Annotated in this window: 18 protein-coding genes and 1 pseudogene; 1 reads left to right on the top strand and 18 read right to left on the bottom strand. The window is 37.7% G+C overall.

The features are described 5' to 3' along the window. Window positions 1–313 precede the first annotated feature (313 nt). Genes DW959_RS03860 through DW959_RS03845 form a run of 4 tightly spaced genes read right to left on the bottom strand, consistent with a single transcriptional unit; the run spans window position 314 to window position 3,063 of the window. The gene (locus DW959_RS03860) at window positions 314–1,468 is read right to left on the bottom strand and encodes an AAA family ATPase (RefSeq protein ID WP_009247525.1); all 1,155 of its coding nucleotides are present in this window, start codon (window positions 1,466–1,468) and stop codon (window positions 314–316) included. Then, on the bottom strand, window positions 1,458–1,793 hold the full coding sequence (locus DW959_RS03855; RefSeq protein WP_009247526.1) for a hypothetical protein: 336 nt from the start codon (window positions 1,791–1,793) through the stop codon (window positions 1,458–1,460). The genes DW959_RS03860 and DW959_RS03855 overlap by 11 nt, the downstream gene beginning before the upstream one ends. Then, window positions 1,783–2,874 carry a site-specific integrase gene (locus DW959_RS03850; RefSeq protein ID WP_009247527.1) on the bottom strand — a complete coding sequence of 364 codons (1,092 nt, stop codon included), beginning with the start codon at window positions 2,872–2,874 and terminating at the stop codon, window positions 1,783–1,785. The genes DW959_RS03855 and DW959_RS03850 overlap by 11 nt, the downstream gene beginning before the upstream one ends. Further along, complete coding sequence (locus DW959_RS03845) at window positions 2,875–3,063, bottom strand: transcriptional regulator (RefSeq protein WP_009247528.1); 189 nt, start codon at window positions 3,061–3,063, stop codon at window positions 2,875–2,877. A gap of 448 nt (window positions 3,064–3,511) precedes the next feature. Between DW959_RS03845 and DW959_RS03840 the strand changes: the two genes are divergently transcribed. Beyond that, complete coding sequence (locus DW959_RS03840; protein WP_009247529.1) at window positions 3,512–4,042, top strand: helix-turn-helix transcriptional regulator; 531 nt, start codon at window positions 3,512–3,514, stop codon at window positions 4,040–4,042. 513 nt (window positions 4,043–4,555) lie between these two features. Here DW959_RS03840 and DW959_RS03835 read toward each other — a convergent pair. The 14 genes and pseudogenes from DW959_RS03835 to DW959_RS03775 all read right to left on the bottom strand — a co-directional run bounded on the left by DW959_RS03835 (window position 4,556) and on the right by DW959_RS03775 (window position 15,261). Then, complete coding sequence (locus DW959_RS03835; RefSeq protein ID WP_243023327.1) at window positions 4,556–5,542, bottom strand: DNA/RNA helicase domain-containing protein; 987 nt, start codon at window positions 5,540–5,542, stop codon at window positions 4,556–4,558. A gap of 173 nt (window positions 5,543–5,715) precedes the next feature. Next, window positions 5,716–5,961 (bottom strand): hypothetical protein, encoded by a 246-nt coding sequence (locus DW959_RS14445; protein ID WP_243023326.1) that lies wholly within the window; start codon window positions 5,959–5,961, stop codon window positions 5,716–5,718. A 236-nt stretch (window positions 5,962–6,197) separates the two neighbouring features. Continuing rightward, window positions 6,198–6,998, bottom strand: coding sequence for a serine protease (locus tag DW959_RS03830; protein ID WP_118615438.1), 801 nt, complete (start codon window positions 6,996–6,998; stop codon window positions 6,198–6,200). Beyond that, on the bottom strand, window positions 6,998–7,846 hold the full coding sequence (locus tag DW959_RS03825; RefSeq protein ID WP_147353063.1) for a hypothetical protein: 849 nt from the start codon (window positions 7,844–7,846) through the stop codon (window positions 6,998–7,000). The genes DW959_RS03830 and DW959_RS03825 overlap by 1 nt, the downstream gene beginning before the upstream one ends. A gap of 35 nt (window positions 7,847–7,881) precedes the next feature. Continuing rightward, window positions 7,882–8,352 carry a hypothetical protein gene (locus DW959_RS03820; RefSeq protein ID WP_147353062.1) on the bottom strand — a complete coding sequence of 157 codons (471 nt, stop codon included), beginning with the start codon at window positions 8,350–8,352 and terminating at the stop codon, window positions 7,882–7,884. Window positions 8,353–8,365: 13 nt separating this feature from the next. Then, window positions 8,366–10,384 carry a HaeIII family restriction endonuclease gene (locus DW959_RS03815; RefSeq protein ID WP_118615432.1) on the bottom strand — a complete coding sequence of 673 codons (2,019 nt, stop codon included), beginning with the start codon at window positions 10,382–10,384 and terminating at the stop codon, window positions 8,366–8,368. Continuing rightward, window positions 10,371–10,553: a DUF1778 domain-containing protein gene (locus tag DW959_RS03810; protein ID WP_118615430.1), complete on the bottom strand. Its 183-nt coding sequence runs from the start codon at window positions 10,551–10,553 to the stop codon at window positions 10,371–10,373. Before DW959_RS03810 ends, DW959_RS03815 begins: the two co-directional genes overlap by 14 nt. Window positions 10,554–10,636: 83 nt before the next feature. Further along, complete coding sequence (locus DW959_RS03805; RefSeq protein ID WP_118615428.1) at window positions 10,637–10,948, bottom strand: hypothetical protein; 312 nt, start codon at window positions 10,946–10,948, stop codon at window positions 10,637–10,639. Window positions 10,949–11,025: 77 nt separating this feature from the next. Further along, complete coding sequence (locus DW959_RS03800) at window positions 11,026–11,853, bottom strand: plasmid recombination protein (protein ID WP_118615464.1); 828 nt, start codon at window positions 11,851–11,853, stop codon at window positions 11,026–11,028. Between the two features lie 150 nt (window positions 11,854–12,003). Next, window positions 12,004–12,375, bottom strand: a complete 372-nt coding sequence (locus DW959_RS03795; protein WP_118615427.1) for a TnpV protein — start codon at window positions 12,373–12,375, stop codon at window positions 12,004–12,006. A gap of 113 nt (window positions 12,376–12,488) precedes the next feature. Next, complete coding sequence (locus tag DW959_RS03790) at window positions 12,489–13,430, bottom strand: AAA family ATPase (protein WP_118615462.1); 942 nt, start codon at window positions 13,428–13,430, stop codon at window positions 12,489–12,491. A gap of 154 nt (window positions 13,431–13,584) precedes the next feature. Beyond that, a complete protein-coding gene (locus DW959_RS03785) occupies window positions 13,585–13,959 on the bottom strand; it encodes a hypothetical protein (protein WP_118615425.1) in 375 nt (124 codons plus the stop codon). Next, window positions 13,956–15,055: pseudogene (locus tag DW959_RS03780) on the bottom strand (site-specific integrase). Before DW959_RS03780 ends, DW959_RS03785 begins: the two are co-directional and overlap by 4 nt. A 17-nt stretch (window positions 15,056–15,072) precedes the next feature. Beyond that, window positions 15,073–15,261 (bottom strand): helix-turn-helix domain-containing protein, encoded by a 189-nt coding sequence (locus DW959_RS03775; RefSeq protein ID WP_021923573.1) that lies wholly within the window; start codon window positions 15,259–15,261, stop codon window positions 15,073–15,075. Between the last annotated feature and the right edge of the window lie 41 nt (window positions 15,262–15,302).

The following is a 15,302-nucleotide window of genomic DNA, read 5'->3' as shown; positions in this document are numbered from 1 at the left end:
TAAATTTCAACATTCTCAGGTTTGTTACTTTTGTCAAAAGTAACGCAAAAGCACTTTTGACGGGTACACCCATCAAAAATGCGACCTGTAAACAGGTTTTGCGCTCCGAAGGCTCTCCGAGGGGTGAGCGTGTGCCGGTGGCACACACGCCTGCGAACCGACCGAGCCAGCAGGCGAGACCAAAGAGCCGCCTTTGAAAAGGCACTCTCTGCACACTCCCCTAAACTTTATCCGGTGTCAAAGTGTGACGATGGTGACAATGTTTTTCACAGCGTGCTGCTCTCAAAAACATTGACACCTTTGACACCGTTTGTCACGCCGTCTGCTCGGTTTCTTTCCAAAGTGAAACCTTTCTTCCGTCGTGTGTGCGGCTGTTCTGATAACGGATACCGTAATCACGAAACAGCCTGCTTGCGTTGATACTGAGCCTTAAAGAAAGTACATTCGGCTTTATATCCACCGCAAGCCTTTCGCAAAGTTCCGAAGCAGTTCCTTCCCATCTGTCACTTTCCGAAAAGAGCGTATCCGCTATCTTCTCAAGCAGAGGTTCGGGCGGTTCTTTCCACATCTCCGTTTCCGATTTTGCAAAGTTCCACACCAATCGCTCGCTGTCCCTTACAAGATGGATTTTCATATCCTGCTGGTCTCTGCCAGCAACATCAAGTGTGGCATTGTTGGAAGTACGCTTGTCCTTACTGAGAACAAATGCACCGTCTGCCGCACCCATCAGACCATTCGTGCCTGAAATCATATCGAATATATCTTCCGATTTTTGTTTGCGTGTATGATGAACAATAAGCATTGAAACCTTGTAACTGTCTGCCAACGCTTTCAGCCTTGCCACAACATCATAATCACTTGCGTAGCTGTAATCTGCTCCGCCTGCTTCACGCACACGCTTTAAGGTGTCTATGATAATCAAGCCTGTGTCTGGGTGTTCCCTCATAAACCCTCTTATCTGTTCTTCCAGTCCGCCATTGACCGTTTTACATTCCGTTGCGAAATACAGATTGCCTGTCTCCTTTGCACCGAACATCTGAAACAATCGCTTCTGCAAACGTGGGTAATCATCTTCAAGGGCAAAATAAAGCACCGTTGCCTTACGCACCTTATACTCCCAAAGCGGTGTGCCTGTGCTGATATGATAGGCAAGCTGTGCCATCATAAAGCTCTTTCCCACTTTCGGGGAACCTACGAAAAGGTAAGTTCCCCTTTGGAGCAGACCGTCGATAAGTGGTGTCTGAACCTCAAACACCGTATCATACAGCGTTGTCATTGATACTGTTTTCAGATAGGAAGGGTCTAACTGTCTGAGTATTTCCCTTTGCATTTCTTCAAAAGATTGCTCGTACCCCTTGAAATCCGTATCCTGATTGACTATACTATTGTCAGTACATTTGGAAAGTGACTGTTCCGCATCTGTTGCCGCAGATACATTTGGAATAGTCATTTCTTTTTTATTCTCCATTCGCATCCTCTCCTTTCAAACCGCCGAGAATAATGGAAATCAGTTCTATTACACTCAGCAGTTCATCATCCACACCTTTTCCTGCTTCAATCCTTTTCAGTTCCGCAAGGACTGTGGCAAATTCCGTTTTCAACGCCTTATACACTCTCGGATTGCCCTGTACCACCACATCCTGATTTAAGCAACGGCGGTAACAATACTCCTGTTTTGGCAATCCTGATAGAGCTACAGCTCTGTTAATGAGTTCGTTTTCTTCGGGCGATACTCGAAACCCTACTGTGATATTCCTCCAACGATTTTTGTTATCTCTGTTCTTAGCTGACATTTTCAAAATCTCCTTTCCCTAAATCATCTAATTTTTCTGCCATCTCAATCTGCTTTGACGGAAAGAGGTGTGCGTACTGATAAGTAATATCAATACTTTCGTGACCAACTCGGTCAGCAATCGCCACCGCAGAAAAGCCCATATCAATCAAGAGTGAAATGTGGCTGTGACGGAGATCGTGAATGCGGATACGCTTCACGCCTGCCGCCTTTGCCCCTCTGTCCATCTCGTGATGAAGATAGCTTTTCGTCACCGTAAAGATACGGTCTTTCTTCTTCAATCCGTAAAGCATACCGAGATATTCTTTCATTTCCTCACACAGAAACTTCGGCATTTTAATCGTGCGGTTGCTCTTTTTCGTTTTCGGAGAAGTAATCACATCCTGCCCTTTCAAACGCTGATAGGATTTATTGATTGTGACTGTTTCCTTATCAAAGTTGAAATCTGCCGGAGTCAAAGCTAACAGCTCGCCCTCTCGGATACCGCACCAGTAAAGCATTTCAAACGCATAAAAGGAAACAGGCTTGTCCATCATCTCAAAAGAGAATTTCTTGTATTCTTCCTTTGTCCAGAACAGCATTTCCTTGTGTTCCTCACGTCCCATATTTCCCACCTTTGCCGCAGGATTGGAACGCAGTTCATAGTAGCGGACAGCGTGATTGAAAATGGCGGACAACTGATTGTGCAGCGTTTTCAGATACGTCTGTGAATAAGGCTTTTTCTTCTCATCACGATAGGCAAGCATTTCATTCTGCCAAGTAATAATCTCCTTTGTGGAAATCTCGCTGATTTTCAGTTTCCCGAAATACGGAAGTATCTTTGTGCGTATGATATGCTCTTTGGTAAGCCACGTGTTTTCCTTCAAACGGTTCTTCACATCATTGATATAAAGCTCCGTAAAGGCTTCAAAACTCATATCAAGGTCTGAAGAAGTCTGCAATTTGAACATTCTTTCCCATTCCTGTGCTTCTCGTTTGGTAGCAAAGCCACGCTTGCATTTCTGCTTGCGTTCCCCTTTCCAGTTCACATACCTTGCCATCACATACCAAGTACCGTTATCTTCATTCTTAAATACCGGCATTTACATTTCCCCCTTTCCTGCTCCGTAGAGCCTTTCGTAAAAATACTGGCGATTTACACGCCCTGCAATCGTAATAAAGCCCTTTGCTTTCAATTCCTCATTTAATTGTCTGATGAGTTTATATGCATAAGGTTTTGATACGTTTAGTTCCTGAGCCACATCTTCGGCTCGGATAAATCTGTTTTCCATATCCTTTTTCTTCCTTTCTTAAAATAATTTTTTGCTTGCCGCTTTCTCCGTGTTAAAGTTCCAACAGGCACTCCTGCTTGTCGGCAGGCGCTGTGCTGTCCCAATGCACCGCAGTACATCAGGCGCTCGCTCGTATAGGGGTTCCCGAAAAGTCGGAGACTTTTGGGGAAGAGGAGGAGCAGTGCAGCGAATGAGCTTTTGTGCTTGCACACAAGCGAACGATACGGAACTTGCTCCGACGAGGTCTTGGCGGTTTGGCTTTTCGGACGGTCATTCAGTTGTCGCATTAAGCATATTTGTTTAATTCGTAATTTATTTTACTAAACATATTTGCTATTGTCAAGTGGTTGCAAAGAAAATATTAAACATTTTTGTTTCGGTTTTTCTTGACTTCCACTAAACATTTCTGCTATACTTATTTCACTAAATATAAAAGGAGCGTATCATTATGGCTATCAGCGAAAGAATACATTTTTTCAGACTAATGCGTGGTATGACACAAAAGTATCTCGGTACAGCAATCGGTTTTCCAGAAAAGAGTGCTGATGTGCGTTTGGCACAGTACGAAACTGGTACACGCAAACCGAAAGCAGACCTTACAAATGCATTGGCACAGGTGCTTGATGTTTCTCCACAGGCTCTTGATGTTCCTGACATAGACAGCTATATCGGTCTTATGCACACTCTGTTTACCCTTGAAGATATTTACGGTCTTACTGTCAGTGAAGCAGACGGAGAGGTATGCTTAAAGGTCAACAAGGACAAAGGCAGAGAAGCATATGAACTCCTCAAAATGCTGTATGCTTGGAAAGAACAGGCAGACAAGCTATCTTCCGAAGAAATCAACAGAGAAGAATACGATAACTGGCGTTACCATTATCCAGAGTTCGACACCACACAGCGTTGGGCAAAAGTTCCATCACAGGAATTAAGTGACGCTCTCGTGGAAGCATTCAAAGACCACTTGAAAGATAAATAAGCACCTACAGGACCTGCCACTGGCAGCTCCCTACAGATGCTTTGGCAACGACAAAAAAGCCCTTAACTATGGTTATTAACCACAGCTAAGGGCTTAGTTTATAATATGGAATTTGTTCAGAGCCAAGCTCCGAACTTTAGTCTGCAAGCCACCTGTTAATTGTTCCGTTACCCATAAACCACTGGATAACAAGAATAATGGCACTTGCTATGACTGTTATCAATTTGTTATCAAAAGACTAATCGAAATCGCTGAAACCCGCATAAACACTGGCTTTTTTAAGCAACTCGATTTATTCCCACTCCCCGCAGAGGAACTTATTATCCCTGTGAAGGCTTGATTTCTAGAGCTTTTAATGGCTATTATTCCGCCTTTTATCACAATTATTTTATATTTTCAAAAATTTAGGTATCATATGGGTATCAAAATTCCTATTAAAATCTAGGCACCAAATGATATAACATTCAAGTAATATATTGCTTTACAATATTTACAAAAATAGCAGTTGTATATCTACTCACTAAACTGCATCTTAACTTGTAAAATATTGTTAAACAAAGGTTCATTCCCTATTATTAATATACATAATCGTTCCCTTGCTCTAGATACTCCTTGAAACCAAAGTTTATAAAATATGTAATCAGGATTTGGATGAATTTTTCCCTGTAAATGTCCATCTTCAGCATATTTAAAATTATTATCCATACTAAAAATCACATTATCAAATTCCTGTCCTATTATATGATGTGTATTTGTATAATTAGAAAGTTTATCTATATCATTACTTTTTATTCTCGATGGCGTATACGATATAAATTTATATTGCTTATTTGTGACATAATGTTCAATTATATTTTTTGCCACTGTATAGTCAAAAGCATATAGAACTTCTATATTGCTATAATCCATATATCTTTTTGGTCGATGTGCTAAATTAATCACGTTTTTAATAAATGACGCAACTTCCTTGTTCGTACGTATTTTTTCAGATAATTTATTTTCACAAAAAAAGCTCAATCTATTTAATTGTTCTGGAATATTTCTATTTTCTTCGGCATATGATAAAACCTGATAATAGTCGTATCCAAAAATACAATGAATATCCAAATCCTGAAATGCCTTAACTATACAATCAAAATCTACTTGATATAACCTTTGCGACTCATCTATCAAAATGCAATCATATTGCCTAATCAAGTTTTCATTACATTCTTTAACTGGAATTATGTCAACTTCTCGTAAAATTGAATTTAATTCAATATGTCCTTGAGAAAGAATGCCCGAATGTATCACACATACCCTCATCATTTGTCCTAATGTTCTTGCAATATCATAGAGCAACAATGTTTTTCCCGTTCCAGCACTGCCTTGAATCCCCCATATTTTGTGTTCTCTATTATCTATTCCGTTAATTATTTTATTCTTAATCTCTTCCTGTTGACCTGTTAAATAATAATTTCCCTCGACAAAAAGCTGTGGTGTATTAATTGGAGAGATCAAATAATCCTTAGCCTTAAATAGGCTCTCAATATTTTCTTTAATAAACGTACCTTTTAAAGAAATTAATTGAGCAATTTCTTCTATATTGCTTTCTAATAATTTGTCTCCATCATATGAATATATCTTACCATTCTCCCCAGAATTAACATAAGTAAAACTATAAATTTTTTTCTTTAAATGTGATAAATAATATCTATTTTCCTCAACTGATACTCTATTTTGTCCATAGCTATATCATTACTTTTTAATTCAATATTTACAACTACATCATTTTCGAATATTTTTAACAAATCAAACTCTTTTGATATTTGTGGAATAGAAAATCCATAAAAAAATCCATCTAAATCCTCTATGGCTATACCCCAATTCAAAAGTTCATTAACAAATCTTTTCAATGTATCAATTTCAGCATTTTTCAATTGTTTTTTTCATATGAATTTGTCAATACTTTCTGATAATCAACCCAATTATCCAATTTTGTTCCTTCACATAAAATATATAAATTTACTGAATTCATATTATTAAATTTCTCCTAACCTTTTATTTGCCATTTTAATCATAGTAAATTGCTATTGGATACGAAATTAATACCTTCTCGTCATTTTCTCAATTATTCATCGGTAAAGTACGAAATTAATACCTTCTCGTCATTTTCTCAATTATTCATCGGTAAAGTATCTATTAATTCTTTTATTGCTGTTGATTTATAAACAATTCCTAATCCTAATACTTCTTCTGTTAAATAATGAGTATTTGTTTCTATCGATTTTAATTGATTATTCCTTATCATAGTAGCAGAAACAATGCCTAATAATTTTATATCTTTTTTACCAACAATTATTTGTCCATTCTTCATATTTTCATATGTCAAATCTATGTAAACCGGACTACCACTTGAACCTGGGAACACCTGTGCATCAATTATAAATGTTGGATTACCATTATAGTCATATTTAGGATTACTAGCAATCATACCAGTTCGTATCAATGGTAAATTATTTGCCTTATCATATCTATTATCTGGATATCCAACAAAATATACATTTTCAGCTACAGATAATTCTTCTTCATTGAATGTTGCTAACATATCATACGATACAGCTTTATAATATAGTTGTTCAGGCATCATAATAAAAAGTCCTGTACATTCTAAAACAGCAATATCAACATTAGAATCTGGATGCCCTACAATACTATCCTTTATATTTGATATTGGCAAACGTACCCTGTTACCAACATCTGGTTCATTTCCCTTATTTGCAGTAAAAGATATTGCAATTGAATCTGTATTGCACAAAACATGCTTATTAGAGACCAAATATAACTTATATTTATTATCTCCCACAGGTCTTTGTATAAGGAATCCTGTACCAATTGAAAAAATATTTCCAATACTATCTATACACTCAATTCTTAATGTAGTATACATTAATTGCTCAAATATATTATCTAACATTAAATATCTCTCCTTCCATTAAGTTTTATCCATTTTTCAATCAGATAGTTTACAAAAGCTGAGCATGAAACCAACATGTACTTAGCATCTTCACTTGCCACATTAACAAATTCAATGCTTCCATGTCTTATTCCACCTGAATCAGATGTATACCCATACAACTGCTTAAACGCATTTTCCATTGCTGGATGTATATTAATTCCACATTCCTTTAATTTTTTCAATGTATTACCTAATGTTGCCGTTCCACCCGAAGTATCTGTTATAATACTGCACATAGCTTCAACACTACTTATTGATTCTTTTACCGAATTTTCATAATCTGGTTTTTGTCTATCAGAGTATAACTCTAATGCCTTTGTCATATGTTTACTAACAGATTCATATTCCAAGTCAATTGTTTCACTTATTGAATTCAATTCACTTTTACCAATAATCGGTACAACTAATCCATTTAAAATTCTGTATGGAGCAACCTCCTCTTCTAGTATTCGATTAAATTCTAACGTCAGCCTTTGAGTTTTTTCACTATCAGTCAATCTAAGATATTTTTCAATAAAATCATATATTCGATACCATATACCTTCACATTGAACCACATACTTATGCAACTTTTCTGCATTTTCATTTTTGTAGATTTTATTTGCTGGAAATTCGTATTTAATTCCCATTTCCAGCATCATATCTTCTATTCCCGTTGTGTAAGATGTATATTCCGATGTATCATAGTAGTCATACTCTTCCTTATAAAATACATTCCATATACGTTCTCTCAATTGCATGCTTGTGCTTCTTACCCCATTGGGATTTACTCTTAAAACCTTATTTCTTGTCGAAAAAAATTCCATAAAGCGTTAACTCACCCCTCTCTAACAATGCCTAATTAATGCACACAAACCTGACAAGTCTCTATTCTTTCAAATGAGTGTTCTACCTGCAAATCTATCATTTTTAAGTTACTCTCTATATACTCCAACAATTCTGTACCATCCAAATATATATACATCTGTGGTGCTACAAATCCCGGAACATTTTCTCTTAAGTCATCTAATGATATCTGTGATGTTTCCTGAAATCTATCTATTTCCATAGCATACCTATAATGATACTTTTCTATATATTCTTTTATTCGTGTAACGACATTGCTATCTTCTTTATAGTCTTCCATCCAGTCAGATAGACAATGCCTTTTACCCAAGTATACAACACCGGTGATTGCTTTCACCGGTGAGCTGACATACATATATGCCATTATAGGTTCATCTGGAAAATTTCTCCTGTGTTCAAATATCTTCACACCAGATTTTATTTTTTCATAAACATCCGGTCTGAAACTTAATAGCATTTTTCTCAATGTCTGTACCGCCTTATTTCCATTTACATTCAATATTCAGCACTGATGTCGGCATACCAATAAACTGTACATCAAATTTTAAGCTTGGTTCAACCTTTGTACTTGCATTATGAATTCTGAAACTTAATTGCCATCCATTATCCAAAAACATTTCTACTGTATTAGTGCTTCCTGGCTTAAACTCAAGTGCCACAAGTCTTGTAGGTAGCTCTACTACTGGAACAGTAATTGCCGACACCTTATTTTCACTTGGTTTATTTAAAGTATCATGCATATTAAAAGTATGAATCATTGTAAGACGCTTACTATCACGGCTGACAACCTTATAGTAATCCTCTATTCCAATAAGATATTCTATCATCTTACGTGGCATATTCTTATCTTCTTTATATGCTCTATTAACCTCATCCATAAAAGCATGTAATAATGGTACATATACTACTTCGTCTTTGTCATTGATTTCAGACCATCTTGAACCGTTATCCTTTTCATTCTTCAACATATCAAATATTGGTTGAACCGCATCCCAATATGCATCACTACAAGGCATATCAAACCATTCTTTACCAAAATCAAGTTTATGACTTAATCTGCTATGTTTTACGGCATCGTGATTATGTTTGATACTTAATCCTATTTCCCACTCAATATCTTCTCTTCTAATAACAATATCTCTTACATCACCCTTTACGCCTGCTCCGTCCTTCTGAAATTCTAATGTCAATTCATCACTACTGCCTTCTGACATTTTAGGTTCCATTTCAAGTACTGTATCAATTGCTGATTCTGCTGATATCATAAATGTCTGCTGCATTTCCTCATCCATAAGAGCCCATGCCTTTTCATTTGCATGCAAGCTAGAATTATCAACTATTCTAGTTTTTCGCATCTCACATAATGCCTTGTAAAGTGTTTTTATCCAAGCATACTCATATGCTCTACCCTGATCATTACTCTTTGTACTCACTTTCTTCTCATTAACCTCCTTTGCATCTATAACCTCATTATCTACAGCAACCTCTGCACCATTACCTTCTAGGTATTTCTTTATCGCAACAGCTATTTCATATGCAAGGTTAACTGGAACAGCATTACCAATCATTTTATATGCTGTATTGGTATCCTCATATATAAATTTGAAATCATCCGGAAATCCCTGTACTCTGGCAACCTCTCTAATTGTCATTCGACGATAAAGATGTTCTTTTCCTTCTACAAATCTGCAATCATTCTGTGCCACTTTAACCATTTTAGGTGCCTGTGGATGAAGCTGACATTGTCTTCCTGATGCCTGAACTGTAAATGCCTGTTCATCCCATGCTTTTACCCTGTTACGACTCATAAATATTGGCGAATATGCTCCAGTATAGTATTCATTGTTATTGATTGCTTCTGGATTATGATGATTTTTCTCTCCTGATGGAACCGCTGTATCTTGCAAATCCCATATAATATCACGAAGAGTGATTTTCTTATCATCATCCTTTGTTGAACCTTTAGGAAATCCAAAATCAATGTTCAAATCCTTCCTGAAACCTATATAAAATACTCTCTTTCTCTCTTCTGCGACTCCGTAATCCTTTGCATTTACAAGGGTAAATGACACATCATATCCTGCATCATCAAAAAGATTTAGAATATTCTGCACCGCTTCTGAATGTCTGTTTGCCAACATTCCGCTTACATTTTCTGCCAAAAAGAACTTAGGCTTGAATTCCTTTAGTATTCTAATATAATCAAAGAACAACTGTCCTCTGGCATCCTTAATTCCCTTTAATGAACCTGCTTCAGACCACGACTGACAAGGTGGTCCACCGATAATTCCGTCAACTTCTCCATTTATAAACTGTTTTATATCTTCTTTTGTTACCTGTCTTATATCACCTTCAATCAGATGAGTATTAGGATGATTGGCTTTAAATGTCGCCCATATTGTTTTATCAAACTCATTTGCAACAGGAATATTAAACCCAGCTCTTTCAAAGCCTAAATCTAATCCACCACATCCACTAAACAAACTAATTATGTTCATGGGGATCCTCTCCTTCATTGTTTTCCTTAATTATTCTGGCAGCTTCTATTAATGCCGTTCTTCTTATAAACTCACTATATGATGAATATGCTTCTAATCTTGCTGCTTCCTTAAACTTATCTAATTCTTCTTCGCTCACTCTTATACTGATTGAAATTGATTTTCTCATCTCATTTATTCCTCCTGCTTCATAAATTTATAATACTTTCTTCGTATGTCAATGTCAATACTTTGTTGCACGAACAGATGTTTTTATTCTGTTTTTTTATAAACGTTTCCAACCACCTTCCCCACACTCTCCAAGAACCTCTCCAACAGATTAACTCCATCAATTACAAACTGCTTCATAAACTCATACGCCTTCTCCAACAGTTCCTTTAATGTAGTATTTTCCTCTCTAAGCTTCTGGTTCTCATACATTACATCAATAAGCTTCTCCCTGACATCATCAGTTCCACCCTGTCGGAACATATCATATACGTTCTCTGCAATTTTTGTTCTTTCAATCAGTTCACTTTCCTTAGAAGAAAGAAGTTCCAGATTATTCTTTTTATCCGTAATCATATCTTCATATTTTGCATATTCCGTTTCTGCTGCATTAATACTACTCCTGACTGTCTCCAGCCTGTCCTCATCAGCAGCTATAACATCCAGATTTCTACTATGGCATTGTTCCTGCGTAGCATCTGATATGATATGCTTGCGTTATTGCTTCTAAGTTTAGTGTTTTTCTCCTGCTCTTCATTGTTCTGCTGCTTTATATCAGCAAGCTTCCTACTCTCCTGTGCTACCTTATATTCCGTCACAGACAAGTCATGGTTGCGACCCTTTTTCTTCTCTGCCAGCTGTTCCTTGAAATAACATTCAAAACCATAGCTTGCCTCTTCACGCAGTTTATCCTGAAGAATCACTGATAATGTTTGTGGTGTAAACACATTTCTTTTTGATACTTTCTTGGATAAGCCACGCTTTGCTCCTTCCCATACCGGAACGCCTACTACATGCATATGCGGACTGGCTTCATCAAAGTGTATGACTGCATTTGCAATCTTGAACTCCGGCAGTAGCTTTTGCAGGCAGTCAAGAATATAATCAAATACCTCAGACATATAATCTTTATTTTTCCAATGTTCTTCCCAGTATTTCTTGTCCCCGCATTGAAAGATAATCTCAACTGCCATATCCTGATTAAGACCTGCAACATGTTCAAAGTAATCCTTTATCTTTCTGTCTTCTCTTTTCTGTCTGCTGTTATATTCCTTTACCACGTCATCAAATTCTCTGTGATATACCCGCTTAACATCCTGAAACAAATCTGTTGTTCCATATATCAGCCTGATGTTATCTGAGCTGTAATCTGCAGATTTATATTTACGCAGGTTATGCTTTGCAACTCCTGCAAGTGCTTTTTTACTTGTTATCGCACTCTTGCCATTGCTTATGTGAGCAGAGTATGATACATTTCCCATAGGCATTTGTCCTTTCTTATTCGTATTTTTCTGTCGGAGAGGTGCGGTTATCATCTTGGCTCTGCCATAGATGATAACCCCCTAGCAGTTTCGTCATACTGACAAAACTGTGGGGGCTCTCCGAGGGTTTTGGCATCAGCCTTTTAAACCTTACCTGCACTTAAACACAATCTCATTTATCACTATTTCCTCTGCCATCGCTCTTGCCTGATTCCGCAAATGTAGCTGCTCCATAAATGTTTTCTTTTTACCCGTCATATGCTTTTTCAACCAAGCCTCTTCAATATTGTCCAATCGCTCATAAGCTTCTTCATTTACTGCCTCTGCCTGCTTTCTAAGCTGTCCCATTCTTGCCATATGACGATACTCAGAACGTTCATTTTCTTCCATATACCTAAGCCACATCCGACCATATTTTCCTATATCCGTAAGATTGTATTCTGCTTCATCAACAGATAAAAGAGGATATAAAATTCCATCAACTTCTTTATATTCAACACATAATTCTTCAAATAAAGTCATAGTCATTGTCCTTTCTTTTCAAGACCGCAACATCGCAAGGTCTATATATTTTGCAACCTTGCAAGCTTCAAGATTGCAAAACCTGACATTTTGCAATGTTGCGATGTTGATTTTTATGCTCTCAAATTCCAGTACCAGTTATTATTGCAACGCTCAGCCTTTATATTGAGTTCTTTCTTGGCTGTCTCAAGTGTTCTCTTCGATATTCCTTCCTGTGCTGCAAGCTCTATAATCTCTGTACTTAAAATCCTCTGTGTTCTTTCTGCCTGTTCCCTTAAAAACTGCTTTGCCATCTCAAGTTTACTTGCCTTTGGCACTATACCTCCAAGCACTTCATCAGCGGTAATTTCATAATCACCTAACCAATGAAATCCATCCTCTGCCAGTTCAAATGCTTTGGGGTGACCAAATGCTGCAAGATTATTCTTTATCTGTATCACTGCCCTAAGATTGCTCTGTCCTTCAATTCTGCCGACAAGCATTACACTCCTTGCCACAGCAAAGAAATCTATGGAGCCCATTCCCCGGTAAGCAGCCTTTGCTCCTGAACCTTTATTCATATGACCGATAAGAACAATGGCACAGCCTGTTCTTTCAGCAATACTTCCAAGCTTCTTCGTCATTTCTCTGGCTTCATTTGCCCGGTTCATATCAGTATCACCGCCAAGATAAGCCTGTATCGGATCAAAAATGCACAACTTCGCATTTTCTCTTTTTATGGCTTCCTCTATCCTGTCATCCGTCATACTCACACTCTTATCAGACTCATCTATGATTGATATTCTGCTGCAGTCTGCATTTGCTGCTTCCAGCCTCGGCTTGACTGTATCTGCAAGTCCGTCTTCTGCCGTCTGATATATTACATTTACAGGCTCAGTAATATCCATATTTTCATCTATACGTTCTCCCCTTGACAGCCTTGCCGCAATATTAAGTATCAGCGTGGATTTTCCATCACCTGGATCTCCCTGCACTATCGACAGCTTTCCATAAGGGATAAACGGATACCACAACCATTTAATCTGCTGTGATTCTACCTCAGAGAGGTGTATCATTTTTAATTCTGTATTTGTTTCCACTGTCTGCCTCACTTTCGTAAATAATCATTGTCTCAAAAGTGAGCTGCTGTTATACTTTAATTGGTGTTTTGGTAACAGAAGCCCGCTTTTGTTATCTGCCGTGGCTTTCCCGATTGCCGTCAGGAAACGCCTATATCTGCCAGAGGTATTTTGCACCATCCAGCATATCCATAACCGCTTTTATCATAGCAAGATAGTCATGCTGCAATTCTTCAATATCTGTATAAGCTTCACCATCAACCGGTGATTCTTTTTCTTTTATCCGTCCTGTTTCTATGATTTCATCATACATTTTGTGAATATCTGCCTGCATCTTCTCTAGCGTCTGCACCAGCATATATACAGTTTCTTTCTTACCTACAACACATATTCGACCATAGATACAGCATCTTGTAAAAAATGTTTTCTTCATCATTCCACTTGCCTTGATTCTTGCTTCAATTTCACGCCTTTCATAGTCTGATATGCGAAAACTGATTGTCGGATTCTTATGAACTCCACTCACTGAATATCACCTCCATTCCCTGTACCCGGCACAAATTCTTCATTAAGCTTATCAGCCATCTCAATCTGCTCTGTCGGAAACATATGTGCATAATGAAATGTGATTGTCTGGCTTTCATGCCCAACCCTATTTCCAATGGCTACCGCTGAAAAACCCAGGCGAATAAGTAAAGAAATGTGCGAATGCCTAAGATCATGAATTCTTATTCTCTTTACTCCTGCAGCTTTAGCTCCTCTGCTCATCTCGTGGTGCAGATATGACTTCGTAATCTGAAATATTCTGTCATCTCTGCCATATCCATACAACATTCCGATAAACTGTCTTAACTCTTCTACCAGAAAATCGGGAATTACAACATCCCTTCTGCTCTTTTCCGTCTTAGGATCTGTGATGATATCCTCACCATTGATATACTGATAAGACTTTGTAATATGAAGTTTCTTATTCTTAAAATCAATATCTGCCGGTGTCAGAGCAAGCAGTTCACCTTCCCTTATTCCGCACCAGTAAAGAATCTGGAACGCATAATAAGATATTGGCTTGTCTTTAACACATTCTATGAACTTGAGATATTCTTCTTTTGTCCAGAAATCCATCTCATCAGCTTTACCTTTACCAATCGTTCCAGCCTTTTTTACAGGATTTTCTCTCAGATTGTAAAAGCGTACCGCATGATTAAATATGGCTGACAGCTCTGACTGCATTGTTTTCAGATAAGTCGGCTTATAGGCTTACCATCTGCCTGTCTCTTCTTGATCATCTCATTCTGCCATTTGATAATATCCGCAGGACTGATTTCATTCATCTTCTTGTCCTTGAAATATGGAATCAGCTTCTTCTGAAAAATGACATCCTTTGTACGCCATGTGTTAAGCTTCAGCTTAGGCTTTAAATCTTCCTCATACAGCTTGTAGAAATCTTCAAACCTCATATCCAGATTTGTTGCCTGCTGCAGCAGAAACTTCTGCTCGTATTCCAATGCCTCCTTTCTCGTCCGAAAGCCACGCTTTAGCTTTCTTTTGTTTTTACCTGTCCAATCGTTGTAGTGGAAGGAGACATACCATGTCCCCCTCGCCTCATCCTTATATGCTGCCATACAACTACTCCTTTCCCTTATGCTGTCTTATCACATAAGTCATATACTTTACTGTCAAGATACTTACGGCTGACTCTACCGGCTCTGACATAGAAGCCTTTAGAAGATAATTCCCTGTTAGCTTCTCTTATTACTTTGTATGCATGAGATACCGATACATCAAGCATCTCAGCAACCTCTTTTGCTGTGTAATATAACTTTTCCATGGTGCATTCACCTCCTCTCCCCGGCATGCGGTATGTATCAA

The sequence above is a fragment of the Clostridium sp. AM46-21 genome (assembly GCF_003480025.1).
Classification (GTDB): Bacteria; Bacillota; Clostridia; order Lachnospirales; family Lachnospiraceae; genus Coprococcus; species Coprococcus ammoniilyticus.
Note: the sequence above shows the minus strand (reverse complement) of the source record. Positions and strands in the feature narration are given on the sequence as shown.